Below are 25,822 nucleotides of genomic sequence, written 5' to 3' on the forward strand. Positions count from 1 at the left end.
GGGACGACGCCCATGGCCACGGACATCCTGATGCCCGCGCTGAGCCCCACCATGACGGAGGGGACGCTGGCGCGCTGGCTGAAGAAGGAAGGCGACACGGTCAAGTCCGGCGACGTGATCGCCGAGATCGAGACCGACAAGGCGACGATGGAGGTCGAGGCGGTGGACGAAGGCGTCCTCGGCAAGATCCTCGTCCAGGGCGGCACCGAGGGGGTGAAGGTCAACCAGGTGATCGCCGTGCTGGTGGAGCCGGGCGAGGCCGTGCCGGAAGGCGGCGCAAAGGGCGGGGATGCGGGCAGCAAGCCCTCGCCCAGCGCCTCCCAGGCCCCGGCGCTGGAAGCGGTGAAGGATGCAGGCGGCAAGGTGGAAGGCGCGGCCGAGCAGCCCGTGGCCCCGCCTATGCCCACCTCCTCCGGTGCTTCCGCGCCGGCGCCCCAGCCGGCTGGGGGTGACCGCGTCTTCGCCTCGCCGCTCGCGCGGCGCATGGCGCAGCAGGCGGGGCTGGACCTCGGCGGCATCAAGGGCTCCGGCCCGCAGGGGCGCATCGTGAAGGCGGATATCGAGGCAGCGATGAGCCGCCCCGCCGCGAAGGCCGAGGCCCCCGCCGCGGGGCAGCGCGAGGCTGCCGCGCCAGCGCCGGCCGCGCCGAAGCCCGCACCCGTCGCCATCACCGCTCCGCACAAGGCGGTGCCCAACTCCTCCATGCGGAAGGTCATCGCCCGCCGCCTGTCGGAGTCGAAATCCACCATCCCGCATTTCTACGTGGCGATGGACATCGAGCTGGACGCGCTGCTGAAGCTGCGCGGCGAGCTCAACGCCTCCTCGCCCAAGGAGGGGCCGGGTGCCTTCAAGCTTTCGGTCAACGACCTCGTCATCAAGGCCTGCGCTGTGGCGCTGCGCCGCCATCCTTCGGTGAACGCCGCCTGGACGGATGACGCGATCCTGCAATTCGACGACGTGGACATCTCCGTCGCGGTGGCGATCCCGGACGGGCTCATCACCCCGATCGTGAAGCAGGCGGACCGCAAGGGGCTTTCCGCCATCTCGAACGAGATGAAGGACCTCGCCGCCCGCGCCAAGTCCGGCAAGCTGAAGCCGGAGGAGTTCCAGGGCGGCGGGTTCAGCATCTCCAACATGGGGATGTATGGGGTCAGCCACTTCGCCGCGATCATCAACCCGCCCCAGGCCGGCATCCTGGCCGTGGGCGCGGGCGAGCAGCGCCCGGTGGTGAAGAACGGCGCGCTGGCCATCGCCACGGTGATGACCTGCCAGCTTTCCGTGGATCATCGCGTGATCGACGGCGCCCTGGCCGCGGAGTTCATGCAGACCCTCAAGGGGCTGATCGAGACCCCGCTGAGCCTGATGCTGTGACATGGCGCCCGATCGTCCGAGCGTCAGCGAGGGCGTGAATCGGCCGCTCGACGGCGCGATGTATCGCTGGCGCGCGACAACGGAGGCGGATGTTCCGGAGATCCTCCGCCTCGTCCGCGCGCTGGCGGAGTATGAGCGCATCGCGCACGAGTTCACCGCGACGGCGGAGGATTACCGCCGTGCCTTCTTCGGCCCCGCGCCGGAGGCCGAGGCGATGCTGTGCGAGGCGGATGGGCGGGCCGTCGCGGTCTGCGTCGTGACCCGCACCTTCTCGAGCTTCGCGGGCCGGCCCGGTCTGTGGATCGAGGATGTCTTCGTGGAGCCGGAGCACCGCCGCCGCGGCATCGCCCGCGCCGCCTTCGCCGAGGTGGCGCGGCGCGCGGTGGCGGAAGGCTGCGCGCATCTGGAGTGGAACGTGCTGGACTGGAACGCGCCGGCCATCGCCGCCTACGAGGCGATGGGCGCCGCGCCCCGCAACGAGTGGACCGACATGCGCGTCAGCGGCCCCGCCCTGGCCCGCCTGGCGCAAGGAGGCTGAGACATGGCCGAGAGCTTCGACCTGGTGGTGGTGGGCGGCGGCCCGGGCGGCTACGTCGCCGCGATCCGAGGCGCTCAACTCAAGATGAAGGTCGCGCTGGTGGAGCGCGAGCACCTGGGCGGCATCTGCCTCAACTGGGGCTGCATCCCGACCAAGGCGCTGCTTCGCGCCTCGGAGATCAACCACCTCCTGCACACACTCGACGCCTATGGCTTCGCGGCGGATAACGTGCGCTACGACTTCGCCAAGGTCATCAAGCGATCCCGCGCCGTGGCGGGGCAGCTCTCCGGCGGGGTGAAGCACCTGCTGAAGAAGAACAAGGTCACGGTGTTCGACGGCTCCGGCAAGCTGGCCGGGCCGGGCAAGCTGACCGTCACGGCCAAGGACAGCAAGACGACCGAGCTGCAGGCCAAGGACATCATCCTGGCCACCGGCGCCCGCGCCCGCGCTCTGCCGGGCATGGAGCCGGACGGCAAGCTGATCTGGTCCTATCGCGAGGCGATGGTGCCCGAGGTCATGCCCAAGAAGCTGATCGTCGTCGGTTCAGGGGCCATCGGCTCCGAATTCGCGTCCTTCTACCTGAACATGGGCGCCGAGGTGACGCTGATCGAGGTGATGGACCGCATCCTGCCGGTCGAGGATGCGGAGATCAGCGCCTTTGTCCGCAAGAGCTTCGAGAAGCAGGGAATGAAGGTGCTGACGGAGGCCCGCGTCCAGGGCGTCCGCAAGAGCGGCGGCGGCATCACCGCCGTAGTCGAGGCGGGCGGCAAGGTGAGCGAGATCGCCGCCGACCGGCTGATCTCCGCCGTCGGCATCGTCGCCAACACGGAGAATCTCGGCCTGGAAGGCACCAAGGTGAAGCTGGAGCGGGGCAACATCGTCATCGACGAGATGTGCCGCACCGGCGAGACGGGCATCTGGGCGATCGGCGACGTGGCCGGCGCTCCCTGGCTGGCCCACAAGGCAAGCCATGAGGGCATCATCGCCGTGGAGGCCATTGCCGGGCTGCACCCGCACCCGATGGACGTGCTGAACATTCCGGGCTGCACCTATTGCCGCCCCCAGGTCGCCAGCGTCGGCCTGACCGAGGCCCGGGCGAAGGAGAAGGGCCACGAGGTCAAGATCGGCCGCTTCCCCTTCATCGGCAACGGCAAGGCCATCGCGATGGGCGAGCCGGAGGGCTTCGTGAAGACCGTGTTCGACGCCAAGACCGGCGAGTTACTTGGCGCCCACATGGTCGGGCCCGAGGTGACGGAGATGATCCAGGGCTATGGCATCGCCCGCACCCTGGAATCCACGGAGGCCGAGTTGATGCACACGGTCTTCCCGCACCCGACCATCTCCGAGGCCATGCACGAATCCGTGCTGGATGCTTACGGAAGGGTCATCCACATCTGAAAGCCAGGGGTTCGTAAACCGGCCGGGCGCGCTATATCTGCCCGGCCATGGCCCGCATCGAGATCAACCACGGCGCCGATCGGGGCGTCGTTCGCCACCCGGAAAAGGCGCACCGCCCGGATAATCCCATCCAGCGCAAGCCCGCCTGGATCCGGGTGAAGGCGCCGACCCACCCCGTCTATCACGAGACGCGGGCGCTCATGCGCGACAGCAAGCTGGTCACGGTCTGTGAGGAGGCGGCCTGCCCCAATATCGGGGAATGCTGGTCGCAGCGCCACGCCACCATGATGATCATGGGCGAGATCTGCACCCGCGCCTGCTCCTTCTGCAACGTCGCCACCGGCCTGCCCAAGGCCCTGGACGAGGACGAGCCCCGCCGCGTGGGCGAGGCGGTGGCAAAGATGGGGCTGCGTCACGTGGTGGTGACCAGCGTGGACCGGGATGATCTGCGCGACGGCGGCGCCCGCCACTTCGCCCGCACGATCGCCGCCATCCGCGAGTCCGCGCCCGGCACGACGGTCGAGGTGCTGACTCCCGACTTCCTCCGCAAGGACGGCGCGCTGGAGGTTGTGGTGGAAGCGCGGCCGGACGTCTTCAACCACAATCTGGAAACCGTGCCGCGCCTCTACCCGACCATCCGGCCCGGCGCGCGCTACTACCACTCGCTGCGCCTGCTGGACCGGGTGAAGCGGCTGGACCCCACGATCTTCACCAAGTCCGGCCTCATGGTCGGGCTGGGCGAGGAGCGGATCGAGGTGCAGCAGGTGATGGACGACATGCGTTCCGCCGAGGTGGATTTCCTGACGATCGGCCAGTACCTCCAGCCCACCGTGAAACACGCCGCCGTGGCGCGCTTCGTCGAGCCTGCTGAGTTCGAGGACTATGCTGCCCTGGCACGGGCCAAGGGCTTCCTGCTGGTCAGCGCCACGCCGCTCACCCGCTCCTCCTATCACGCCGACCGCGACTTCGCGGCGCTTCAGACGGCGCGACGCCGCCAGCTGGCCCCGGCCGCCTGATGCCCACCCACGCCGAGAAGCGCATCCTGCGCCACAGGCAGGAGGACATGTTCGAGCTAGTGGCCGATGTGCGCCGCTATCCGGAATTCCTGCCCTGGTGCGTCGGGGCGCGCATCATCTCGCGCACGGAGGACAAGCTGGTTGCCGACCTGACCATCGGCTTCAAGCTGTTCCGGGAGACCTTCCGCTCGGAGGTGACGCTGGACCGGCCGCATCAGGTCCGGGTTCAGTATCTCAACGGCCCCTTCCGCTACCTCAACAACACCTGGAAGTTCCGCGAGGTCCCGGGCGGGACGGAGGTGGATTTCTTTGTGGATTTCGAGTTCCGCTCCCGCCTGTTGCAGGCGGTGATCGGCACGGTGTTCAACGAGGCGGTGCGGCTGATGGTCCGTGCCTTCGAGCGGCGGGCCATGCAGCTTTACGGCCGCAACGGGCCGGGCGTTGCCGCCCAGCCGCAAACTCAGGGGTCGTAGCGGCCGCTCGCCAAGCCGGGGTGCCAGCCTTCCCAGGTCACCTGGGCGGGGCCCGTCTTGCGCGCCACCACGCCGGTCATGCCGGGGGCAGGGGCCTCGGGCATGCGGTCCAGCCCGGCCATGTAGGGCAGGCGCGGGACGGTGGCGAAATCCAGCATCTCGAAGCGGTCCAGGATCTCGAACCCCGTGCGGTCGTTCAGCAGCGCCGTCCACTTGTGCACGGTAAAGCGCTGGAAATCCCAGGGCTCGGCGTGCAGCGGCCAGGAACACGGCACCACGGCGACGAAGAGCCCGCCCGGCCGCAGCAGCTGATTGGTCTCGAGCACCACACGCTCGGGCGAGAGCAGGTGCTCCATGACGCTGTTCGACCAGCACACCCCCACCGAGCCGGCCGGCAGGATCTCCGAAAGCCGGTGCGCGTCGGCCACGAGGTCCACATTCGGCCCGTCATGGATGTCAGAGGCGATGTAGCGCCAGCGCGGGTCCAGTTCCTTGCGCCGCTCGATGCTGGCCGGTCCGCGGGCACCGAGTTCGAGGAAGACCTGCCCCTCGCCGCCTTCTTCCAGCGCGCGCGCCAGATGCGCATCGCAGAGCCGGCTCCAGTCATCCACGAACTTGGCGCTGGGCTTGGCTCGGATCACCGCCGAGTGACCGTCGCTGAAGCGGGCATGGAGGCGCAGCGTGAGCATGAACCCCTCCGGGCCCAGCTTGGCGCGCTCCATCTCGAAGGGCTGGTCGAGCAGGAAGCGGATGCGGTGACCGCGCCAGGATTCGTCCGGCCCGAGCTGCTCCATCAGCCCTGGTGACTGCAACGGCCAGGGCGGCCGGGTAGGCGGCGGGATGGGAAACAGCCCCTCGGGCCATTGCGGCGCCTCGTCCCTCGGCGGATCCGAGGTGATCCAGGAGGCGTAGGAGAGGGGCAGGGGCGATTCCAGCGCCAACCCGGTCAACGCGGTGCCGGGACGGAAGATCTCGAAATCCAGCTGGCCGTAATCGCCGAAGAGGCTCCAGGCGTGACAGGCGTGCAACACCCCATCCTCCTCGACCAAGCCTGCCTCGGCGCGGCTGGCCCAGGGCTGGTCGAGCAGGAATGTCTCGAAGCGTGCCTCGCGCCAGGCCAGCGGCTCGGCGCCGGCATTTTCGGGATGGATGCCGATCCAGGCCATGCGGCTGCGGATCGGCAGCAGCCTTGCCACCAACCGCCACCCGCCATCGGGCAGGGGGGTCGTCTTGCAGCTCAGCAATTCCTCGCCGAGGTGCTCGACCCGGCCTTCGGCATCGAGATGCACATAGGCCTTGCGCATCCGCGTCACGTCGCCGCTGAAATCGATGCGCAGCCGTGAGCCCGGGGGCGGGCGCAACTCCACCGAAAGGGATTGCCCGCGCCCGGCCAGGAACGGGACCATGAGGGCGATGCCGTGGAAGGGCGCGGCAGGATCAGGCTGGAAGCGCGACCAGCCATCCGCGTCGGGCTCGCTCAGTCGGCCACCCATCGGTTCGACCCCCTTGGCGGCGCCGCCCGGAAAATGGACGGAGCGGCCAGGGCCAGGGTCGGGCGCGCGCCATTCGGGGGCGCGCGCCGGGTGGAAGAGCAGCATGAATGCCCCCGGATGGTTTCTCCCTTCATGGCGGAAGCCGGTTCCGCCGGGAAGGGCCGCCCGGGCGCGTCAGCTATTCGGGCCGCGCCCGATCGCCACGGGCTGCCAGCGGCGCAGCTTCGTGGATTGCAGTACGGCGGGATTCACGCAGGACATCGGCCACTTGCCCTGTGCCACCAGCGCCAGCTCCGCGCCGACGCGGCGCTTGCGTGCCTCGTCGAACCGTGCGGAGGCGGAGGCGGTGTGGGCGGAGAGGATGACGTTGTCCATCTTGAGGATGGGGTTGTTGTGCGAGGGCGGCTCCACCTCCAGCACGTCGAGCCCGGCATAGGCGATCCAGCCCTGCTCCAGCGCCTCGATCAACCCCGATTCATCCACGGTCGGACCGCGGCCGGTGTTGAGGAAGATCGCGGTGCGCTTCATCGCCTTGAAGTGCTCGGCCCGCAGCATGTGGGTGCATTCGGGCCGGGCCGGGGCGTGCATGGAGACGAAGTCGGACTTGGCCAGCAGATCCTCCAGAGTCACCGGGGTGACGCCCATCTCGTACATCACGCTTTCCTCGACGAAGGGGTCGTAGGCGATGATGTTCAGCCCGAAGCCCTTGGCGCGCCGCGTCACGGCGCGGGCCACGCGCCCGAAGGAGATGAGGCCAAGTGTCTGGCCCCAAAGCCGGGGGATCTTCAGCAGCGCCGGGCGCCCTTCGCTCCAGCGCCCCTCCCGCACCATCTTGTCCTGCTCGATCACGCGCCGGAAGGTGGAGAGGAGAAGGGTGAGGGCATGGTCCGCCACCTCCTCGATGAAGGTGTCGGGGATGTTGGTGACCGGGATGCCCGCCGCCGTCGCCGCCTTCACGTCCACGCTGTCCACGCCGACGGAGCCGAGCGCGATGACCTTGCAGTTGCCGAGGTTCTTGATGATCTCCGCCGTGATGGGGATGCCCTTGGCGTAGATGGCATCCGCGTCCTTCGCCATCGCGATGAACCCAGCCGAGTCGGTCGGCCCCTCGACGATCTCGGCCTGCACGTCGGTCAGCGCCTTCAGCGCCTCCATCTCGTAGTCGTAGCCGCCGCCCGCGGTGGTGAAGCTCGCGCCCTTCGGGGTCACGATGGTGAACTTGGCCATTCCGTCTCCTCCCGCCTTCTCTGCCGGTTGCCGGAAGCCAAGCATGGGATAGGCTCGCCGCAAAGAGAGGCGAGGAGAGGTTCATGGCTCAACTGGACGGCAAGGTGGCCTGGGTGACGGGCTCGGGAAGCGGCATCGGCGAGGCAGCGGCGATCGCCCTGGCCGCCGAGGGCTGCACGGTGTTGCTCACTGGCCGCACCCGCGCGAAGCTGGATTCGGTGGCGGCGCGGATCGGGAAAGCGGCGCATGTGCAGCCCGCCGACCTGTCCGACGCGAAATCGGTGCAGGCGGTCGCGTCCTTCATCGAGAAGGAGTTCGGCCGGCTCGACATCCTGGTGAACAATGCCGGGCTGAACATCAACGACCGGTCCTGGGCCAAGCTCTCGCCCGAGGGAATCCGCGAGCTGGTGGACGGCAACGTGATGAGCGCCTTCCATGGCGCCATCGCCGCCCTGCCGCTGATGCGGAAGCAGAAGGACGGGGTGATGATCCACACCGCCTCCATGGCCGGGCGATTCGTCTCGCCCATGGCGGGGCCGGGCTATGCCGCCTCCAAGCACGCCGTGGTGGCGATGAGCCATTCCATCAACATGGAGGAATGCGGGAACGGCATCCGTTCCACCGCGCTCTGCCCCGGCGAGGTCCGCACGCCCATCCTGGACAAGCGCCCGAACAAGCTGAGCGAGCAGGAGCTGAGCGAGATGCTCCAGCCCGAGGATTGCGCGGAGCTCATCCTCTTCCTGGCGACGCGCCCGCCGCATGTCTGCGTGAACGAGGTGCTGGTGACGCCCACGCGCAACCGCGGCTACCTCGCCCAGCAGGCGCGGAAGCTGTAGAAGCGGCCTATGGTTCACGCCCCCTCCGCCGCGTCCTGGACGCCCGTCCGCCCGCCGCGCAACGCGCCGCCGGTCCGCATCAACCTCTACTCCGACACGCAGACGCGCCCGACGCCCACGATGAAGGAGGCGATGATGCGCGCCGAGGTGGGGGACGAGCAGCACGGCGACGACCCGACCGTGTGGGAACTCTGCGACCGCATGGCCGCGCTGATGGGCAAGGAGGCGGCGATGTTCCTGCCCTCCGGCACCATGTGCAACGTCGTCGCCATCCTGACCCATTGCGGAAAGGGCGACGAGGTCATCGCGCACGAGACCTCGCATATCCTGCACAGCGAGGGCGGCACCCATGCGGCCCTGACCGGCGTGCAGATCATGGGGCTGAAGGGCGCGCGCGGCATGTTCACCGCCGATGACTTGCGCGCCGCCATCCGTCCGCGCACGCGCTACGCCCCGCCGCAGCGCCTGCTGGAGATCGAGCAGACCGCCAATATCGGCGGCGGCGCGGTCTGGCCGCTCCAGACGCTGAACGAGTTGACTGGCATCGCGCGCGAGCAGGGCTGGGCCACCCACATGGACGGGGCGCGGCTGCTGAATGCCACCGTCGCCACGGGCGTCGCGCCGGCGGAGATGGTGGCCGGGTTCGACTCGGTCTGGCTGGATTTCACCAAGGGGCTGGGGGCGCCGCTGGGCGCGGTGCTTTGCGGCTCGCGCGAGTTCATCGATGCGGCGTGGCGCTGGAAGCAGCGGCTCGGCGGCTCCATGCGGCAGGGCGGCGTCTGCGCCGCGGCCTGCATCTATGCCCTGGACCACCACGTGGAGCGGCTGGCCGAAGACCACGCCAATGCGCGCGACCTGGCGCGCGGCCTGCGCCAGATCGAGAACGTAGTGGTGGAGGAGCCGGACACCAACTTGGTCTTCTTCGACATCAAGGGGACAGGTGTTTCGGTCGAAACCCTGCAGAAGCGGCTGATGGAAAAGGGCATCATGGTCAGCGGCCTGGGCGGTCGTGTCCGCGCCTGCACCCATCTGGACGTGACTGCCGCCATGATCCCCGAGGCAGTGAGCGCGATCCGCGAGGCCCTTGCGGCCTGACCGCGTGCAACGCGGCCAAGCCGCCCATCGCCTTGGCCTGGATGCCGAGGCGGTGGCCGAGGATGCGCTGCGCCGCGACGACTGGGAGGTGCTGGCCCGCCGCGTCCGCACCCCGGCAGGCGAACTGGACCTCGTCGCCGAGCGCGACGGGCTGCTCGCCTTCGTCGAGGTGAAAGCCCGCCCTTCCTGGCGGGAGGCGGCCTTCGCCCTGACTACTCGGCAGCAGGCGCGGCTCATGGCCGCAGCCGAGGCCTGGATGGCGCATCACCCCGGCCATGGCGCGCAGGGCGTGCGCTTCGACGTGATCCTGGTGGCGGCGGATGGCTCCGCCCGCCGGATCACGGATGCGTTTCGCCTCTGGTGACGGGCGCGTCGGGCCAGGTCGCGCCCTGCGCTGCGGTGTAGAGCGACATCAGCATCGTCCCGCAGGTCATGAAGAGGCGGTTGCGGTGCCGCCCGCCGAAGGCGAGGTTGGCGCAGCGGATGGGCAGGTGGATGCGGCCGATCACCTCCCCCTCCGGATTGAAGACGCAGACGCCGTCCAGCCCTTCGCCCATGCCCCAGCCGCACCACAGATTGCCGTCCAGATCCACGCGGAATCCGTCCGGCGTCTCGCCCGGCGCGCAGCGATAGAAGAGGCGGCCTCCGTCGAGGCTGCGCCCATCCTGCGACACGCCGAAGGCACGGATCGTCCGGGGTTCCGAACCCGACTCTACGATGTAGAGGATGCGCTCGTCGGGCGAGAAGGCGAGGCCGTTGGGCCGCTGGATGCCGCTTGCCACCCGCGTCGCCGCGCCCGTCACGCCGTCGATGCGGTAGACATCGGTCGGCAGTTCGCGTGGCGCGCGCTCGCCCTCATAGAAGCCGAGGATGCCGAAGGGCGGGTCGGTGAACCAGATGCTGTCGTCGGACTTCACGACCAGATCGTTGGGGGAGTTCAGCCGCTTTCCCTCGAAGTGGCTCGCCACGGTGCTGATGCGCCCGTCATGCTCGGTGCGGGTGACGCTGCGGCTCCCGTGCTCGCAGGAAACGAGGCGGCCCTGGCGGTCCCGCGTGTGGCCGTTGGCGTTGTTCGACGGCTTGCGGAACTCCGTGGCCAGACCGGTTTCCTCGCTCCAGCGCAGGATGGCGTTGTTGGGGATGTCGGAGAAGAACAGGCAGCGCTGGTCGCCGAACCACACCGGACCCTCGGCCCAGCGGAAGCCCGTGGCCAGCACCTCCACATGCGCGGCGTTCAGGCGGTAGCGGGCGAAGGAGGGGTGGACGATCTCGATCGCCGGGTCGGGATAGCGGACGACCTCGCTCCAGCGCCCGCCCGGCATCTAGCGGCCCTTCTCCTTCCGCCATGCGGCGAAGATCTCCAGGTTGCGCGGGTCGGTCGCGGGGTAGAGGCCGCGGATGCTGTGCCCGTCCTTCACGCGCTCGGTGACGAAATCCTCGTAGGCCGTCATCTCCGTCGCTTCGGCCGCGATCTCGTCGGCGAGGTGGGCGGGAATGACGATCACCCCATCCCCGTCGCCCACCAGCACGTCGCCGGGAAAGACCGGCGCGTCGCCGCAGGCGATGGGCTCGTTCAGGGCGATGGCGTGGTTCAGCGTTAGGTTAGTGGGAGCGGAGGGGCGGTGGTGATAGGCCGGGATGCCCAGCGCCGCGATCTCCACGCTGTCGCGGAACCCGCCATCGGTGACGACGCCGGCCACGCCGCGAGCCATCAGCCGCGCCACCAATATACCCCCGGCCGAGGCGGCGCGCGCATCCTTGCGGCTGTCCATCACCATCACGTGGCCGGGCGGGCAGGTTTCCACCCCCTTGCGCTGCGGGTGCTCGGGGTCCTTGAACGCCTCCAGCGTGTTGAGGTCCTCGCGCGCCGGGATGTAGCGCAGGGTGAAGGCCTCGCCGACCATGGAGTCCCCGCCTGGCGGGTGCAGGGGGTGGACATCCTGGATCATCTGCTGGCGGAAGCCGCGCTTGAACAGGGCGGTCGCCAGGGTGGCCGTGCTGACGCGCTTCAGCTTCGCGCGGGTCTCGTCGGATAGCGGCATGGCGCGTCCCTCAATAGATGGCGGGTTCGGCGACCGGGGCGCCGAAATCGCTGCGGAGGAAGTCGAAGTCGCAGCCCAGATTGGCCTGCTGGATGTGGCGGCTGAACATGTAGCCATAGCCGCGCTCGTAGCGCCGCTCGGGCGGGGTCCAGGCGGCGCGGCGCGCCTCCAGCTCCTCGGCGCTCACCTCGATGTCGATGCGGCGGGCATCCACGTCGAGGGAGACGATGTCGCCGTTGCGCAGCAGGGCCAGCGGCCCGCCGACGAAGCTTTCCGGCGCGACGTGCAGCACACAGGCGCCATAGGAGGTGCCGGACATGCGCGCGTCGCTGATCCTCAGCATGTCGCGGTGGCCCTGCTTCAGCAGCGCCTTGGGCATGGGCAGCATCCCCCATTCCGGCATGCCCGGCCCGCCGAGCGGGCCCGCGTTGCGCAGCACCATGACGTGGTCGGGCGTCACGTCCCAGGATTCGTCTTCCACCGCCTTCTTCATGGAGGGGTAGTCGTCGAACACCACCGCCGGGCCGCGATGCTTGAGGAATCGCTGGTCCATGGCGGCGGGCTTGATGACGCAGCCATCGGGGGCGAGGTTGCCCTTCAGCACCGCCAGCGAGCCCTCGCCGTAGATCGGGTTCTCCACCGTGCGGATCACGTCGTCGTTGAAGCAGCGCGCGCCGGCGATGTTCTCGCCCAGGGTGCGGCCGTTCACCGTCAGGCAGGACAGGTCCAGGTGGTCCTTGATCCGGTCCATCAGGGCGCGGATCCCGCCGGCATAGAAGAAATCCTCCATCAGGTAGGAGGTGCCGGAGGGGCGGACATTGCCGATCACCGGCACACAGCGGCTTGCCGCCTCGAAATCGTCGAGGCCGATCTCCTGTCCCGCGCGGCGGGCCATGGCGATGAGATGGATGATCGCGTTGGTGGAACAGCCCATCGCCATGGCGACGGCGATGGCGTTCAGGAAGGCGGTGCGGGTCTGGAAGCGCGAAGGGCGCAGATCCTCCCACACCATCTCCACGGCGCGGCGGCCGCTTTCCGAGCACATGCGGATATGCCCGGCATCCGGGGCGGGGATGGAGGAGCCGCCGGGCAGCACCCACCCCACCGCCTCGGCGATGGCGGTCATGGTGCTGGCCGTGCCCATGGTCATGCAGGTGCCGGGCGAGCGGGCAATGCCCGCCTCCACCCCCAGCCAATCCTCCTGCGTGATGGTGCCGGCGCGCAGTTCATCCCAGTATTTCCAGGAATCGCTGCCGGAGCCGAGCGTCTTGCCCTGGAAGTTGCCGCGCAGCATCGGCCCGGCCGGAACATAGATGGCCGGAATGTCCATGGAGGTGGCGCCCAGCAGCAGCCCGGGCGTGGTCTTGTCGCAGCCGCCCATCAGCACCGCCCCGTCCACGGGGTGGGAGCGCAGCAGCTCCTCCGTCTCCATCGCCAGCATGTTGCGGTAGAGCATGGTGGTGGGCTTCACGAAGCTCTCGGAGACGGAGAGCGCCGGGAGCTCCACCGGGAAGCCGCCCGCCATCAGGATGCCGCGCTTCACATCCTCCACCCGCGTCTTGAAGTGGGAATGGCAGGGCTGGAGGTCGGACCAGGTGTTGACGATGGCGATGACCGGGCGGCCCTGCCACTCCTCCGGCGCGTAGCCCATCTGCATGGCGCGGGAGCGGTGGCCGAAGGAGCGGAGATCGGCCGGGCCGAACCAGCGGGCGGAGCGCAGATCGGCGGGGCTCTTGCGGGTCATGGCGTTTCCTCGGAAGCGAAGGTCCGCCCCGGGACACAGGACCGGGGCGCGGAACCCGAGAATTCCGCCACTGGCCCCGAGGGGCAAGCCCTCAGGACGCCAGGGCGACCTCGATCAGCCTTTCCAGCACCTCCGGTTCCTGCGCGCCGGCGATGGCGTGGACGCCATCCACCAGGAAGCAGGGCACGCCGTTGATGCCCAGGCGGTGCGCCCGGAGATTTTCCAGGTGGACCCATTCCGTCTCGCCCTGCCCGGCGAGGAAGCTGCGCGTCTCCTCCGCATCCAGCCCTTCCGCGGCGGCGAGGGCGACCAGCGTCTCGGCTTGGCCGATGTCGCGCCCCTCGGCGAAATAGGCGCGGAAGATCGCGGAGACGAGCGAGGCAGCCGGCACGTGCCGCCCCGCCCAGCGCAGGAGCCGGTGCGCGTCGAGCGAGGAGGGGACACGGCGCTGCAGATCGAATCGGAAGGGGATGCCCTCCGCCGCGCCCAGCTCGGCAATGGCGCCGTGGAGGCGCCGCGCCCGTTCCTCTCCGCCGAACTTGCGGGTCAGCCAGTCCTGACGGGGCGTGCCGCCCGGGGCGATGTCCGGATTGAGGAGGAAGGGCCGCCACAGAAGCTCGGCCTGGAGGTCGGGGCGGGCCGCCAGCACCCGCAGCAGCCGCGCGATGCCCAGGTGGCACCAGGGGCAGACGAAGTCGAAGACGACCTCGATGGACAGGCGGGGGGGTGGTGGGGCCAGGATGTTCACGGCAGGACACTCTATCCGAAGGGGGCGGCTTGCGGCAAAGGGAAGGGATGCGGGACGAGCTGATCGCACGGATCATCGGGCTGGCGGCGGCTGCGGCGCTGACCGCGGCGTGCTTCCTTGTCCTCCGACCCTTCATCTCCGCCCTGCTTTGGGCGGTGATCCTGGCCTTCGTCACCTGGCCAGCGTACCGCTTCCTCACCGACCAGGCCCGGCTGCGGCCCACTGCCGCCGCGCTCGTCATGGTGATCGCGGAGTTCCTGCTCATCGCCGTGCCGATCCTGCTCGCCGCCCCGGTGCGCGGCGAGGAGATCGAGGGCATCCGACGCTGGATCGAGCGGCTGCTGATCGAAGGGCCGCCTGACCTGTCCCCCTTCCTGGTGGCCATCCCCTTCGTGGGCGCCTCGCTTGCCGAATGGGCGCGAGGCTTCGTCGGCGACATGGGGGGGATGCTTTCGACCCTTGAGCCCTATGCGGGCGCCATCGCGCAGAGCGCCCTGTCCGTGCTGCTGGCCGTGCTGTCCGGGGTAGCGGAGGTGGTGATCGCCATCATCCTCACCTTCTTCTTCTATCGGGACGGGCCTGCCATCGCGGCGCGGGCCTTGGCCGTGCTGCGGCGCCTCGCGGGGGAGCGGGCGGACCGGCTCTGGCTGCTCACCGCCAATGTCACGCGGGGGGTGGTCTATGGGCTGCTCGGCACCGCGCTGGCCCAGGGCTTCATGACGGCGATCGGGCTCTGGATCTCGGGGGTGCCGAACCCGGTGCTGCTGGGGGTGATCGCGGCATGCATCTCCATCCTGCCCGTGGGCGCGCCACTGGTCTGGATCCCCGCCGCCATCTGGCTCTTCGCCACGGGCTCGACCGGATGGGGCATCTTCCTGGCGCTGTATGGGGCGCTCGGCATTTCCTCCGTGGACAATGTGATCCGGCCCTGGCTGATCGCCCGCGGCGCCGACCTGCCGCTGCTGCTGACCATTCTCGGAGCGCTGGGCGGGGTCTTCGCCTTCGGATTCCTGGGATTGTTCCTCGGCCCAGTGGCGCTGGCGCTGGGCTATACCCTGCTCAAGGATTGGGCTTCCAACACGGCCGAGCCGGGCCTATAGCGGGGAATCCCTGGGCCCACGGCCCACGGGGAGGCCTTCTGGAGAAAGCGGATGATCCGACGCCTGTTCCTCGTCGCGGCGGCGCTCCTTGCCGTTGCCGGCGCCGCGGAGGCGCGCACGGTGCGCTGGGCCGCGAGCGGCGATCCGAACACGATGGACCCGCACAGCCAGAACGTGGGCACCGTCACCATGGTGCTGCAGCAGATCTATGACGCGCTGATCGCCCGCAACCAGCGGCTTGGGCTCGAGCCGGGCCTCGCCCTGTCCTGGAGCCAGGTGGAGCCGACGCGCTGGCGCTTCATGTTGAGGCAGGGCGTGAAGTTCCACGAGGGCGAGGATTTCACCGCCGACGACGTGGTGTTCAGCATCACCCGTTCCCTGCAGCCCACCAGCAATTTCGGCATCTTCGTGGACACGATCGACCATGCCGAGGCGGTGGACCGCCACACGGTGGACATCGTGACCAAGGCGCCGGACCCGATCCTGCCCAACAAGCTCGCCAGCGTCTACATGATGTCGAGGTCCTGGTCCGAGCGGCACAACGCGACCCGCCCGCAGAACACCCGCCAGCGGGAGGAGATGCACACGGTCCGCAACACCAACGGAACCGGCGCCTATCGCCTCCAGTCGCGGGAGCCGGATGTCCGTACCGTGCTGGTCCGCAACAATGACTGGTGGGGCTGGGCCGACGCGTCGAACAACGGCAACGTGACCGAGGTGGTGTTCCGCCCCATCGCCTCCGACGCCACGCGCGTCGCGGCGCTTCTGTCGGGCGAGATCGACTTCGTGATGGACCCGCCCCTGCAGGATTTGAACCGGCTGCGCCAGGCCGGCAACACCCGCGTGCTGGAAGGCCCCGAGGTCCGCACCCTGTTCATCGCCATGGACGTCGGCCGGGACGAGCTGCTGTACAGCGATGTGCGTGGCCGCAACCCGCTGCGCGACGTGCGGGTGCGCCGCGCCCTCTATCAGGCCATCGACATCCAGGCGATCCACCGCACCACCATGCGCGGCCAGAGCGTCGTCACCGGCACCCTCTTCCCCGAGCAGGTGAACGGCTACGTGCGCGAGGAGGATGTGCGCCTTCCCTACGACCAGGCCCGCGCCCGCGCCCAGCTGGCCGAGGCTGGCTATCCGAACGGGTTCGAGATCACGCTCGACTGCTCCAACAACCGCTACATCAACGACGAGCAGATCTGCCAGGCCATCGCGGCGATGTGGACGCGGGTGGGGGTGCGGACGCGGCTGAACGCGATGCCGCTGGCGCCCTTCTTCGCGAAGATCCAGCGCGACGACAGCAGCATCTACATGCTGGGCTGGGGCGTGCCGACGCTGGATGCGCTGTATTCCTTCCAGTCCCTGCTGGCGACCCGCAACGGTGCGCAGGGCGATGGCATCTGGAACTTTGGCCGCTACAGCAACCCCCAGATGGACGTGCTGGTCCAGCGCATGAAGACCGAGACGGGCGAGGCGCGGCAGGCGGCGATCCGTGACGCGCTGCGCCTGTACCGGGAGGACGTGCCGCATATCCCGGTGCACCACCAGATGATCCCCTGGGCGATGCGCTCCAACATTTCCATGCCGCACATGGCGAACAACCAGCCCTATTTCCGCTGGACCACGGTCAACTAAGGAACTCGATGTTCTCCTTCATCGTCTCGCGCCTGCTCCAGGCGCTGCCCGTCATGCTGGTCGTGTCCTTCATCTCCTTCGCCATGTTCGCCTATGTGGGCGACCCGGTGGCGATCATGCTGGGGCAGGACTTCACCGAGGCGCAGCGCCAGGCGCTGGTGCAGGAGCTGGGGCTGGACAAGCCTTTCTTCGTCCAGTTCCTCACCTTCCTGGGCAACGCGATCCAGGGCGAGTTTGGCCTGTCTTACCGCCTTTCCCGCCCCGTCGCGGAACTGATCGCGGAGCGTGCCCCGGCCACGCTGGAACTCGCGCTCTGCGCCGCGATCATCGCCATGGCGGTGGGCGTGCCGATGGGGGTCTACACTGGCCTCTACCGCAATTCCTGGCTGAGCCGCATCTTCCTGACCTTCTCCCTCATCGGCGTGTCGCTGCCGACCTTCCTGATCGGCATCCTGCTCATCCTCGTCTTCTCGGTCTGGCTCGGCTGGCTGCCCTCCTTCGGGCGCGGCGACGTGGTGCGGCTGGGGTGGTGGAGCACAGGGCTGCTCACTTGGTCCGGGATCAAGGCGTTGATCCTGCCGGCCATTACCCTCGGCCTGTTCCAGCTCACCCTCATCATGCGCCTCGTCCGCTCCGAGATGATGGAAGTGCTCCGGACCGACTACATCAAATTCGCCCGCGCCCGCGGCCTGCCCAACCGGGCGGTGCATTTCGGCCATGCGCTGAAGAACACGCTGGTGCCGGTCATCACCATCGCCGGCCTGCAGCTGGGGGCCATCATCGCCTTCGCCATCGTCACCGAGACGGTGTTCCAGTGGCCGGGCATGGGGCTGCTCTTCATCCAGAGCGTGGGCGCCGCGGATATTCCCGTCATGGCGGCCTATCTGATGATGATCGCGGCCGTCTTCGTTTCCATCAACCTGATCGTTGACCTGCTCTACTACGCCGTGGATCCCAGGCTACGCATCGGACGGGGCCGGGGCCACTGAGATGAAGGCGTTCTTCGATTCGGACCTGTGGTGGTCCTTCACCCGCTCGCCGGTCACGATGATCTCGGCCCTGGTGGCGTTCATCTGCATCGCCGGCGCGGTGCTGGCGCCGGTGCTGGCGCCGCACAATCCCTTCGACCTCGCATCGTTGCAGCTCATGGACGCCTTCAAGCCCCCCGCATGGGGTGAGGAGGGCGATGCGACCTATCCGCTTGGCACGGACGACCAGGGGCGGGACATGCTCTCCGCCATCATGTACGGGGCGCGCGTCTCCCTGCTGGTCGGGTTCTGCGCGGTGATCTTCTCCACCACGCTGGGCGTCGTGCTCGGCCTGCTGGCCGGCTACCTGGGCGGGCGGACGGATGCGGTGCTGATGCGCATTGCCGACATCCAGCTCACCTTCCCCTCCATCCTCGTCGCGCTGCTGGTGGATGGCGTCGTCCGCGCCGCCCTCCCGCGCGAGGTGCACGACCAGATCGCGCTCTTCGTCGTGATCTTCGCCATCGGCATCTCCAACTGGCCGCAATTCGCCCGCACCGTGCGCGGCTCGACCCTGGTGGAGCGCAACAAGGAATACGTGCAGGCCGCGCGGGTGATCGGGCTGCGCCCCCTCGCCATCATGCGCTCCCACGTGCTGCCCAATGTCATGTCGCCCGTGCTGGTGATCGCGACGCTCAACCTCGGCTTTGCCATCCTGGCCGAGGCGACCTTGTCCTTCCTAGGCGTCGGCGTGCCGCCGACCCAGCCCTCGCTGGGGACCCTCATCCGCATCGGCAATGATTTCCTCTTTTCCGGCGAGTGGTGGATCACCATCTTTCCCGGTGTCGCGCTGATCCTGATGGTGCTGTCGGTCAACCTGCTCGGTGACTGGCTGCGCGACGCCCTCAACCCGAAGCTTCGCTGAGATGTCCCTTCTTCAGGTCCAGAACCTGCGCGTGGAGTTCCCCACGCGCCGCGGCACCCTCGTCGCCCTCGACGACGTGTCCTTCGAGATCGCGCCCGGCGAGGTGTTGGGCGTCGTCGGCGAGTCCGGCGCCGGCAAGTCCATGACCGGCGCCGCCATCATCGGCCTGCTGGAGCCGCCGGGCCGAATCGCGGGCGGGCAGGTCCGGCTGGAGGGGCGGCGCATCGACAACCTCCCCTATGAGGAGCTGCGGCGCATCCGCGGCCGACAGATCGGCGCCATCTTCCAGGACCCGCTGACCACGCTGAACCCGCTCTACACGGTGGGCGACCAGCTGGCCGAGACCATGACCACCCACCTGCCCATCGGCCCGGCCGAGGCCAAGAAGCGGGCGGTGGAATGGCTGGAGCTGGTGGGCATCCCCGCCGCCGCGCAGCGCGTGGATTCCTACCCGCACGAGTTCTCCGGCGGCATGCGCCAGCGCGTGGTCATCGCGCTCGCCCTCTGCGCCGAGCCCAAGCTGGTGGTGGCGGATGAGCCGACCACGGCGCTCGACGTCTCCATCCAGGCCCAGGTCATCGCGCTGCTGAAGAACCTGGCGCGGGAGAAGGGGACGGCGATGATGCTCGTCACCCACGACATGGGCGTGATCGCCGAGACGGCGGACCGCGTGGCGGTGATGTATGCGGGCCGCATCATCGAGATCGGCGCGGTGCGGGAGGTGGTGAAGAACGCCGCCCACCCCTACAGCGCCGGCCTCATGGGCTCCATCCCGCCCATTTCCCACCGAGTCGAGCGGCTTCAGGCCATCGAGGGCGCGATGCCGCGGCTTTCCGCCATCCCGCCGGGCTGCCCCTACAACCCGCGCTGCCCCTTCGTCTTCGATCGCTGCCGCGTCGAGCGGCCCGAGCTGATGCCGGCCAAGGCGAACCGCGCCGCCTGCTGGCTCTACGCGCCCGAGGAGGCGCACCGACTTCAGGAGTCCGGCCTTGCCTGAGCCGATCATGCTGGAGCTGCGCGACGCCGCGCGGCATTTCGATGTGTCCCGCCCGCTGCTCCAGCGCGTCATCGCGCGCGAGGACAAGCGCATCCTGCGCGCCGTGGACGGGGTGTCCTTCCAGGTGCCCAAGGGGACGACGCTCTCCCTCGTCGGCGAGTCCGGCTGTGGCAAGTCCACTGTGGCGCGGCTGGTGGTGGGGCTCTACCAGCCGACGCGCGGCGAGGTGTTCTTCGACGGCATGCCCCTGGCGGAGGCGCGGGCTGACGCGTCCAAGCGCCAGCGCATGCAGATGATCTTCCAGGACCCCTATGCCAGCCTGAACCCGCGCTGGCGCGTGTCCGATATCATCGCCGAGCCGATCCGCGCCTTCGGCCTCATCAGGGACCGGCGGAAGCAGCTGGAGCGGGTGGGGGAGCTGCTGACGCAGGTCGGTCTCTCGCCGCTGGATGGCCAGAAATTCCCGCATGAATTCTCGGGCGGGCAGCGCCAGCGCATCTCCATCGCCCGCGCTCTCTCCTCCAACCCCGAGTTCCTGGTCTGCGACGAGCCGACTTCCGCCCTCGACGTGTCGGTGCAGGCGCAGATCCTGAACCTGATGCTGGAGCTGCAGAAGCGGCTGGGCCTCACCTACCTGTTCATCTCGCACAACCTCGCCGTGGTGCGGCAGGTGAGCGACCGGGTGGGGGTGATGTATCTCGGCAAGCTGGTGGAACTCGCACCTTCCGAGACGCTGTTCCACACGCCGCGCCAGCCCTACACGCGCGCGCTGATGGAGGCGATCCCGGACCTGGAGATGACTGGGCGCACCCGCATCCCGGTCGGCGGCGAGGTCCCTTCGCCTATCACCCCGCCGCCCGGCTGCCCCTTCCACCCGCGCTGCCCGCTGGCCAATGAGCGCTGCCGCATCGAGGTTCCGGCGATGATCCCGGCCCGCGGCACGCCGGAGACGTTGGTGGCCTGCCACGCCGTGGAGGAGGGCCGCGACGGCTTCCTCGACGGCAAGCCACGCCTCACGCCGGAGCCGGCGTAACCCTTCCGACGCAGGGGCCGAAGCCGATGGAAACGGTCCCCTCCCGCCGGGCGCGGGCGGCGAGCACGATCTCGTCCCCATCCTGGAGGAAGGTTCGCGTCTCACCGCTGGCCAGGGTGAGCGGTTCGCGCCCGCCCGAGGTCACTTCCAGCAACGAGGCATAGCCGGAGCGATCCGGACCGCTGACCGTGCCGGTGCCGATGAGGTCTCCAGGCTGGAGGTTGCAGCCATTGCTGCTGTGATGCGCCACCATCTGCGCCGGGGTCCAGTAGAGGTGCCGCCCGTGGCTGAGGGTGATGCGGTGCGGGGGCAGGCCCTTCTCGCGCAGGCTGGGTGTCACCAAGAAGGCTTCCAGTTCCAGCGCCAGCGCGCCGCTGCTCTGGTCCGCCTCGTCCCACAGATAGGGCAGGGGCTTCGGGTCGCCCGGCTCGCGCGGGTCCTGTGGGATGCGGAAGGGTTCCAGCGCCTCCGGCGTAATGATCCAGGGGCTGATCGTGGTGCCGAAGCTCTTGCCCAGGAAGGGACCGAGGGGCTGGTACTCCCAGGCCTGGATGTCGCGCGCCGACCAGTCGTTCAGCAGGCAGTAGCCGGCAATGTGCTCGGCGGCGCGGGCAATGGGGATGGGCTCGCCCATTTCGTTGCCGCGGCCGACCCACAAGCCGAGCTCCAGCTCGAAGTCCAGCCTTTCGGCGGGGCCAAAGCTCGGCCCCTCCGGACGGGCGCGCTGTCCGCTGGGACGCCGGATCGCGATGCCGGAGGGCACGACGCTGGAGGCGCGCCCGTGATACCCCACAGGGATGTGCTTGTAGTTGGGCAGGAGCGGGTTGTCGGGCCGGAACAGCCGCCCCGCCGCGACGGCGTGATGGATGCCGACATAAAAATCCGTGTAGTCGCCGATGCGTGCCGGCAGGTGCATCCGGCAATCCGCCTGGCGGTGCAGCCATTCGGGGCGGGGCGCGGCACCCGAAGCCAGCAGGGCGGAGACGCGCGCGCGCAACGCCCGCCGCGCCGCAGCGCCTTGCGCCAGGAAGTCGTTCAGCGGCACCGGCACGTCCAGCCCTGCGGCGCCCAGGTCCAGGATGAAGTCGCCGATCGCCACGCCCGCGCGTGGCCCGCCGCTTGGCGGCGAGAACACGCCCAGCGGCAGGTTCTGGATCGGGAAATCGGCGTGGCTATCCGCTCCCTCCACCCAGGAGCGGAGGGAGGGATCGTGGGTCTGGTCCATCAGGGTTCCCAGCGGGTGGGGTCGAAGTGGCGGCGCAGCGCGCTGCCGTAATGCTCGTAGCTGCGCTCGCGCTGGGGCAGGCCGGCGGCCCAGTCCGTCACGCGCTGCGGGAAGCGTGTCTCGAACATGAAGGCCATGGTGCCTTCCAGCTTGTGCGGCTTGAGCTCGGCGCGGCTTGCCCCCTCGAAGGCATCCACGTCGGGGCCATGCGGCAGCATTTGGTTGTGCAGCGAGATACCGCCCGGCTTGAAGCCTTCGGGCTTGGCGTCGTACTGGCCGTAGATCAGCCCCATGAACTCGCTCATCACGTTCATGTGATACCAGGGTGGGCGGAAGGTGTTCTCCGCCACCATCCAGCGATCGGGGAAGATCACGAAGTCGATATTGGCCGTGCCCGGCGTCTCGGAGGGCGCGGTGAGCACGGTGAAGATGCTCGGATCCGCGTGGTCGAAGAGCAGTGGCCCGACCGGCGAGTAGCGGCGCAAATCGTACTTGTAGGGCGCGTAGTTGCCATGCCACGCCACGACGTCGAGCGGGCTCCAGCCGATCTCCGTCTCCCAGAGCCGGCCGCCCCATTTGACCACCAGGCGGTGTGGCGCCTCCCGGTCCTCGTAATGCGCGACGGGGGACAGGAAGTCGCGCGGATTGGCGAGGCAATTGGCGCCGATCGGCCCGCGCTCGGGCAGGGTGAAGGCACCGCCGTAATTCTCGCAAAGATAGCCGCGGGAGGGACCTTCCACGTCCACCGCGAACTTCACCCCACGCGGGATCACCGCGATCTCGCCGGGCGCGATCTCGATGCGACCGAACTCGGTACGCAGCAGCAGCGCGCCCTGCTGCGGCACCAGCAGCATCTCGGCATCCGCGTTCCAGAAGACCTCGTCCTCCATGCTGCGGTTGCAGAGCCAGAGCGAGGCCGCCATCCCCGCCATCGCGCCCGCATCGCCCGCGGTGGTGACGGTGTGGATGCCCTGGAGGAAGGTGGCCGCGCCCTCAGGCACCGGCACCGGCGCCCAGCGCATCGGGGCGGGCGGCACGTCCGCGCCCTCGCCGGAGGGGGCGGAGCGCCAGAACCCGGCATGGGCCGGGCGCATCGTGCCCCAATGCGCGATGGTCGGCCGGATGCGGTAGAGCCAGGAGCGCTCGTTGGAGGCGCGCGGCGCGGTGAAGGGCGAGCCGGAGAGCTGCTCGGCATAGAGGCCGTAGGCGCAGCGCTGCGGCGAGTTGTGGCCCACCGGCAGGGCGCCCGGCAGGGCTTCGGTCTCGAAGCCATTGCCGAAGCCCGACATGTAGCGAGACGTGTCGAGCGCTGCCGGCCGGTGGAGCACGTTCATGGAATCAGCCCCTTTCGAGGATGCTCACGTAATTGGCCACGGCGGCGCCGCCCATGTTGAACACGCCCGCCACCTCGGCCTTGGGCAGCTGCATGTCGCCCGCCTCGCCGCACAGCTGCATGGCCGAGAGCACGTGCATGGACACGCCGGTGGCGCCGATCGGGTGGCCTTTGGCCTTCAGCCCGCCCGAGCGGTTGACCGGTAGGCGTCCGTCGCGCTGCGTCCAGCCCTCCAGTGCCGCCTTGGCGCCCTGGCCTTCGGGGACGAGGCCCATCGCCTCGTATTCGATGAGTTCGGCGATGGTGAAGCAGTCATGCACCTCGGCGAAGGACAGGTCCTTCAACGACAGATCTGCATCCTCGAGCGCCCGGCCCCAGGCCTCGCGTGCTCCCTCGAAGCGAACGATGTCGCGCCGGGCGATGGGCAGGAAGTCGTTCACCTGCGCGGTGGCGCGGAACTTCACCGCGCGACGGGCGGTGGCGGCCACGTCGCCTTCCGCGATCACCAGCGCCGCCGCCCCGTCGCTGACCAGCGAGCAGTCGGTGCGCTTCAGCGGGCGGGCGACGAAGGGATTCTTCTCGCTCTCCGCGCGGCAGAATTCGTAGCCGAGATCCTTGCGCATCTGCGCGAAGGGGTTGTCCACGCCGTTCTTGTGGTTCTTCGCCGCGATGGCGGCCAGCGCATCGGACTGGTCGCCGTGCCGCTGGAAATACGCCTCGGCGATACGGGCGAAGACGCCGGCGAAGCCCGCTTCGATCCCCGCCTCGCCCTTCAGGTAGGAGGCGCTGAGCAGGATCTCGCCCACGCGCTGACCAGGGGTGGCAGTCATCTTCTCCACTCCGACGACCAGGGTGATCCGGCCGCGCTTCGCGCCCAGGAAGTCGAGCGCGCCATGGATGGCGGCGCTGCCGGTCGCGCAGGCATTCTCGAAGCGGGTGGCGGGCTTGAAGCGCAGCTCCGGCACGGCCTGGAAGACCAGCGAGGAGGGGAAGTCCTGCGGCTGGAACCCGCCGTTGAAGGTGCCGAGGAAGACGGCGTCCACATCCTCGGGCGCGATGCCCGCATCCTCGATGGCCTGGCGTGCGACGAGGCCGATCAGCGCCTCCGCGTCCGGCGCGTCCTCCAGCTTTCCGAAGCGGCTATGCGCCCAGCCGATGATGGCGGCGTCATGTCGGGCCATGAGTTCCTCCTGCGTATTAGGGGGAGGATATCGCGCGGCGAGGGGGAGAACAAAGCCCGGTGAAGATCCGGACCTTTCCATCAAAGGTATTGAACATCGCCCGGCCGCCCCCATCTGGCGGCAGTCGGAGCGTCACATGAACGTTCTGACAGCTTTGCCTTCCTCAACCTTGCCTTGGGCCGCCCTGCTTCCGCTGGGGCGGCCCTTTTTTAGGCGTCAGGCGGGGACGAGCAGGCTGACCGCCGCCTGCGCCGCGATACCCTCGCCGCGGCCGGTGAAGCCCAGCCTCTCACTCGTCGTGGCCTTCACGCCGATGCGGCCTTCCTCCACGCCCAGGAGTTCGGCGAGGCGGGCGATCATCGCCGGGGCATGCGGCGTGATCTTCGGCCGCTCGCAGATCAGGGTCACGTCGGCATTCACGAGCATCCCGCCGCGCGCCGCGATGCGCCCGGCGGCGTGGCGCAGGAAGCGGGCGCTGTCCGCGTCCTTCCATTGCGCTTCGGAAGGCGGGAAGTGCCGGCCGATATCGCCTTCCGCCAGGGCACCATAGATGGCGTCGCAGAGCGCGTGGATGCCAACATCCGCGTCGGAATGCCCATCGAGGCCGAGTTCGTGTGGAACGGTGATGCCGCACAGGATCAGCGGCCGTCCCGCCACCAGGCGGTGCACGTCATAGCCCAGCCCCATGCGGGGCAGCAGGGAAGGGGTCATCTGCGCCTCCACGCGCCGCAAATCCTCGGGAAAGGTGATCTTCACGTTCGCCTCATGGCCGGGCACCAGCGCCACCGTCTCCCCGGCCCACTCCAGCAGCTGCGCGTCGTCCGTCGCCTCGCCTTCCGCCGCGCGATGGGCGGCGAGCAAGGGAGCGAAGCGGAAGCCTTGCGGGGTCTGGGCGCGGAACAATCCGGCACGCGGCACCGTCTCTCCCACGCATCCCTCGACGCCGCGCTTCAGCGTGTCGCTGACCGGCTGGGCGGGGATGGCGCCCGGATGCTGCTCCAGCGCCGCCACGAGCGCGGCGACCGTGCCGGGCGGGACCACCGGCCGCGCCGCGTCATGCACCAGGACGAGGTCGGGCGGCGAGGCCTCCAGCGCCTCCAGCCCGCGCCGCACGCTCTCCTGCCGGGTCGCGCCGCCAGTGACGGGCGGGCGGTGGGGCAGCCCCTCCAGCATGGCGGCGACACGCGCCTCCTCGCCCGCGGCGCAGACCGGCTGCAGCACCTGCACATGGCCCGAGGCGAGCAGCGCTTCCGCCGCGCGGCGCAGCACGGGGCGCCCGCCCAGCAGGGCGTATTGCTTGGGTTCCGGCGCGCCGAAACGGCTGCCCTGGCCGGCCGCCAGGAGGAGGGCTGCGATCTGCATCGCGCCGGGCTTTAGAACGCCTCACCCTCCCTGGCCAGGAGGGTGGCTGCGCCCTTGCGCCGCCGTGGACGTGGCGCGGCGTTCG

General features: G+C 69.2%; 24 protein-coding genes. 14 read left to right on the top strand and 10 right to left on the bottom strand.

From position 1 onward, the window contains the following. Positions 1-12 precede the first annotated feature (12 nt). Genes JTJ31_RS14220 through JTJ31_RS14240 form a run of 5 tightly spaced genes read left to right on the top strand, consistent with a single transcriptional unit; the run spans position 13 to position 4,796 of the window. Positions 13-1,371, top strand: a complete 1,359-nt coding sequence (locus JTJ31_RS14220; protein WP_207539377.1) for a pyruvate dehydrogenase complex dihydrolipoamide acetyltransferase — start codon at positions 13-15, stop codon at positions 1,369-1,371. A gap of 1 nt (position 1,372) precedes the next feature. After that, complete coding sequence (locus JTJ31_RS14225) at positions 1,373-1,909, top strand: GNAT family N-acetyltransferase (protein ID WP_236020205.1); 537 nt, start codon at positions 1,373-1,375, stop codon at positions 1,907-1,909. A 3-nt stretch (positions 1,910-1,912) separates the two neighbouring features. Next, positions 1,913-3,307, top strand: coding sequence for a dihydrolipoyl dehydrogenase (gene lpdA, locus JTJ31_RS14230; protein ID WP_207539378.1), 1,395 nt, complete (start codon positions 1,913-1,915; stop codon positions 3,305-3,307). A 47-nt stretch (positions 3,308-3,354) separates the two neighbouring features. Next, positions 3,355-4,323 (top strand): lipoyl synthase, encoded by a 969-nt coding sequence (gene lipA / locus JTJ31_RS14235; protein WP_207539379.1) that lies wholly within the window; start codon positions 3,355-3,357, stop codon positions 4,321-4,323. Further along, complete coding sequence (locus JTJ31_RS14240; RefSeq protein WP_207539380.1) at positions 4,323-4,796, top strand: type II toxin-antitoxin system RatA family toxin; 474 nt, start codon at positions 4,323-4,325, stop codon at positions 4,794-4,796. Before lipA ends, JTJ31_RS14240 begins: the two co-directional genes overlap by 1 nt. Here the strand turns inward: JTJ31_RS14240 and JTJ31_RS14245 are convergent. Continuing rightward, positions 4,784-6,394, bottom strand: a complete 1,611-nt coding sequence (locus tag JTJ31_RS14245) for a methyltransferase domain-containing protein (RefSeq protein WP_207539381.1) — start codon at positions 6,392-6,394, stop codon at positions 4,784-4,786. The two genes, JTJ31_RS14240 and JTJ31_RS14245, sit on opposite strands and share 13 nt — an antisense overlap. A gap of 69 nt (positions 6,395-6,463) precedes the next feature. Next, on the bottom strand, positions 6,464-7,516 hold the full coding sequence (locus JTJ31_RS14250; protein WP_207539382.1) for a C-terminal binding protein: 1,053 nt from the start codon (positions 7,514-7,516) through the stop codon (positions 6,464-6,466). A gap of 83 nt (positions 7,517-7,599) precedes the next feature. On the opposite strand from JTJ31_RS14250, the gene JTJ31_RS14255 reads away from it, so the two are divergent. The 3 genes from JTJ31_RS14255 to JTJ31_RS14265 are packed head-to-tail and all read left to right on the top strand — an operon-like array spanning position 7,600 to position 9,811. Next, positions 7,600-8,352, top strand: a complete 753-nt coding sequence (locus JTJ31_RS14255; RefSeq protein WP_207539383.1) for an SDR family oxidoreductase — start codon at positions 7,600-7,602, stop codon at positions 8,350-8,352. A 9-nt stretch (positions 8,353-8,361) separates the two neighbouring features. Then, positions 8,362-9,447 (top strand): threonine aldolase family protein, encoded by a 1,086-nt coding sequence (locus JTJ31_RS14260; protein ID WP_207539384.1) that lies wholly within the window; start codon positions 8,362-8,364, stop codon positions 9,445-9,447. A gap of 4 nt (positions 9,448-9,451) precedes the next feature. After that, the gene (locus JTJ31_RS14265; RefSeq protein ID WP_207539385.1) at positions 9,452-9,811 is read left to right on the top strand and encodes a YraN family protein; all 360 of its coding nucleotides are present in this window, start codon (positions 9,452-9,454) and stop codon (positions 9,809-9,811) included. Here the strand turns inward: JTJ31_RS14265 and JTJ31_RS14270 are convergent. From JTJ31_RS14270 to JTJ31_RS14285, 4 genes are all read right to left on the bottom strand, one after another. Next, complete coding sequence (locus JTJ31_RS14270) at positions 9,786-10,769, bottom strand: SMP-30/gluconolactonase/LRE family protein (RefSeq protein WP_207539386.1); 984 nt, start codon at positions 10,767-10,769, stop codon at positions 9,786-9,788. The two genes, JTJ31_RS14265 and JTJ31_RS14270, sit on opposite strands and share 26 nt — an antisense overlap. Then, the gene (locus tag JTJ31_RS14275; RefSeq protein WP_207539387.1) at positions 10,770-11,489 is read right to left on the bottom strand and encodes a ribonuclease activity regulator RraA; all 720 of its coding nucleotides are present in this window, start codon (positions 11,487-11,489) and stop codon (positions 10,770-10,772) included. A gap of 10 nt (positions 11,490-11,499) precedes the next feature. Then, positions 11,500-13,233 carry an L-arabinonate dehydratase gene (gene araD / locus JTJ31_RS14280; protein ID WP_207539388.1) on the bottom strand — a complete coding sequence of 578 codons (1,734 nt, stop codon included), beginning with the start codon at positions 13,231-13,233 and terminating at the stop codon, positions 11,500-11,502. 91 nt (positions 13,234-13,324) lie between these two features. Continuing rightward, on the bottom strand, positions 13,325-13,981 hold the full coding sequence (locus JTJ31_RS14285) for a DsbA family oxidoreductase (RefSeq protein WP_328805747.1): 657 nt from the start codon (positions 13,979-13,981) through the stop codon (positions 13,325-13,327). Positions 13,982-14,028: 47 nt separating this feature from the next. Here JTJ31_RS14285 and JTJ31_RS14290 point away from each other — a divergent pair, with 47 nt between their 5' ends. Genes JTJ31_RS14290 through JTJ31_RS14315 form a run of 6 tightly spaced genes read left to right on the top strand, consistent with a single transcriptional unit; the run spans position 14,029 to position 20,636 of the window. Next, on the top strand, positions 14,029-15,081 hold the full coding sequence (locus JTJ31_RS14290) for an AI-2E family transporter (RefSeq protein ID WP_207539389.1): 1,053 nt from the start codon (positions 14,029-14,031) through the stop codon (positions 15,079-15,081). 51 nt (positions 15,082-15,132) lie between these two features. After that, entirely contained in the window at positions 15,133-16,713 is a 1,581-nt protein-coding gene (locus tag JTJ31_RS14295; protein ID WP_207539390.1) for an ABC transporter substrate-binding protein, read from the top strand. A gap of 8 nt (positions 16,714-16,721) precedes the next feature. Then, positions 16,722-17,702: an ABC transporter permease gene (locus JTJ31_RS14300; protein ID WP_207539391.1), complete on the top strand. Its 981-nt coding sequence runs from the start codon at positions 16,722-16,724 to the stop codon at positions 17,700-17,702. Between the two features lies 1 nt (position 17,703). Further along, on the top strand, positions 17,704-18,606 hold the full coding sequence (locus JTJ31_RS14305; RefSeq protein ID WP_207539392.1) for an ABC transporter permease: 903 nt from the start codon (positions 17,704-17,706) through the stop codon (positions 18,604-18,606). A gap of 1 nt (position 18,607) precedes the next feature. Continuing rightward, positions 18,608-19,603, top strand: coding sequence for an ABC transporter ATP-binding protein (locus tag JTJ31_RS14310; protein ID WP_207539393.1), 996 nt, complete (start codon positions 18,608-18,610; stop codon positions 19,601-19,603). Then, the gene (locus tag JTJ31_RS14315; RefSeq protein WP_236020207.1) at positions 19,596-20,636 is read left to right on the top strand and encodes an ABC transporter ATP-binding protein; all 1,041 of its coding nucleotides are present in this window, start codon (positions 19,596-19,598) and stop codon (positions 20,634-20,636) included. The genes JTJ31_RS14310 and JTJ31_RS14315 overlap by 8 nt, the downstream gene beginning before the upstream one ends. Here JTJ31_RS14315 and fahA read toward each other — a convergent pair. The 4 genes from fahA to JTJ31_RS14335 all read right to left on the bottom strand — a co-directional run bounded on the left by fahA (position 20,617) and on the right by JTJ31_RS14335 (position 25,737). Then, positions 20,617-21,861 (bottom strand): fumarylacetoacetase, encoded by a 1,245-nt coding sequence (gene fahA, locus JTJ31_RS14320; RefSeq protein WP_207539394.1) that lies wholly within the window; start codon positions 21,859-21,861, stop codon positions 20,617-20,619. The genes JTJ31_RS14315 and fahA overlap by 20 nt on opposite strands. Further along, complete coding sequence (gene hmgA, locus JTJ31_RS14325) at positions 21,861-23,195, bottom strand: homogentisate 1,2-dioxygenase (RefSeq protein ID WP_207539395.1); 1,335 nt, start codon at positions 23,193-23,195, stop codon at positions 21,861-21,863. Before hmgA ends, fahA begins: the two co-directional genes overlap by 1 nt. Positions 23,196-23,199: 4 nt before the next feature. Beyond that, entirely contained in the window at positions 23,200-24,375 is a 1,176-nt protein-coding gene (locus tag JTJ31_RS14330) for an acetyl-CoA acetyltransferase (RefSeq protein ID WP_207539396.1), read from the bottom strand. Positions 24,376-24,591: 216 nt separating this feature from the next. Beyond that, on the bottom strand, positions 24,592-25,737 hold the full coding sequence (locus JTJ31_RS14335; protein ID WP_207539397.1) for a bifunctional 2-C-methyl-D-erythritol 4-phosphate cytidylyltransferase/2-C-methyl-D-erythritol 2,4-cyclodiphosphate synthase: 1,146 nt from the start codon (positions 25,735-25,737) through the stop codon (positions 24,592-24,594). Positions 25,738-25,822: the final 85 nt, after the last annotated feature.

The organism is Sabulicella rubraurantiaca, from assembly GCF_017355885.1.
Lineage (GTDB): Bacteria > Pseudomonadota > Alphaproteobacteria > Acetobacterales > Acetobacteraceae > Roseococcus > Roseococcus rubraurantiacus.

Coding starts and splice junctions, on each gene's coding strand:
- JTJ31_RS14220 (WP_207539377.1), top strand. CDS start 13: ATGGCCACGGACATCCTGATGCCCGCGCTGAGCCCCACCATGACGGAG.
- JTJ31_RS14225 (WP_236020205.1), top strand. CDS start 1,373: ATGGCGCCCGATCGTCCGAGCGTCAGCGAGGGCGTGAATCGGCCGCTC.
- lpdA (WP_207539378.1), top strand. CDS start 1,913: ATGGCCGAGAGCTTCGACCTGGTGGTGGTGGGCGGCGGCCCGGGCGGC.
- lipA (WP_207539379.1), top strand. CDS start 3,355: ATGGCCCGCATCGAGATCAACCACGGCGCCGATCGGGGCGTCGTTCGC.
- JTJ31_RS14240 (WP_207539380.1), top strand. CDS start 4,323: ATGCCCACCCACGCCGAGAAGCGCATCCTGCGCCACAGGCAGGAGGAC.
- JTJ31_RS14245 (WP_207539381.1), bottom strand. CDS start 6,394: ATGCTGCTCTTCCACCCGGCGCGCGCCCCCGAATGGCGCGCGCCCGAC.
- JTJ31_RS14250 (WP_207539382.1), bottom strand. CDS start 7,516: ATGGCCAAGTTCACCATCGTGACCCCGAAGGGCGCGAGCTTCACCACC.
- JTJ31_RS14255 (WP_207539383.1), top strand. CDS start 7,600: ATGGCTCAACTGGACGGCAAGGTGGCCTGGGTGACGGGCTCGGGAAGC.
- JTJ31_RS14260 (WP_207539384.1), top strand. CDS start 8,362: ATGGTTCACGCCCCCTCCGCCGCGTCCTGGACGCCCGTCCGCCCGCCG.
- JTJ31_RS14270 (WP_207539386.1), bottom strand. CDS start 10,769: ATGCCGGGCGGGCGCTGGAGCGAGGTCGTCCGCTATCCCGACCCGGCG.
- JTJ31_RS14275 (WP_207539387.1), bottom strand. CDS start 11,489: ATGCCGCTATCCGACGAGACCCGCGCGAAGCTGAAGCGCGTCAGCACG.
- araD (WP_207539388.1), bottom strand. CDS start 13,233: ATGACCCGCAAGAGCCCCGCCGATCTGCGCTCCGCCCGCTGGTTCGGC.
- JTJ31_RS14290 (WP_207539389.1), top strand. CDS start 14,029: ATGCGGGACGAGCTGATCGCACGGATCATCGGGCTGGCGGCGGCTGCG.
- JTJ31_RS14295 (WP_207539390.1), top strand. CDS start 15,133: ATGATCCGACGCCTGTTCCTCGTCGCGGCGGCGCTCCTTGCCGTTGCC.
- JTJ31_RS14300 (WP_207539391.1), top strand. CDS start 16,722: ATGTTCTCCTTCATCGTCTCGCGCCTGCTCCAGGCGCTGCCCGTCATG.
- JTJ31_RS14305 (WP_207539392.1), top strand. CDS start 17,704: ATGAAGGCGTTCTTCGATTCGGACCTGTGGTGGTCCTTCACCCGCTCG.
- JTJ31_RS14310 (WP_207539393.1), top strand. CDS start 18,608: ATGTCCCTTCTTCAGGTCCAGAACCTGCGCGTGGAGTTCCCCACGCGC.
- fahA (WP_207539394.1), bottom strand. CDS start 21,861: ATGGACCAGACCCACGATCCCTCCCTCCGCTCCTGGGTGGAGGGAGCG.
- hmgA (WP_207539395.1), bottom strand. CDS start 23,195: ATGAACGTGCTCCACCGGCCGGCAGCGCTCGACACGTCTCGCTACATG.
- JTJ31_RS14330 (WP_207539396.1), bottom strand. CDS start 24,375: ATGGCCCGACATGACGCCGCCATCATCGGCTGGGCGCATAGCCGCTTC.
- JTJ31_RS14335 (WP_207539397.1), bottom strand. CDS start 25,737: ATGCAGATCGCAGCCCTCCTCCTGGCGGCCGGCCAGGGCAGCCGTTTC.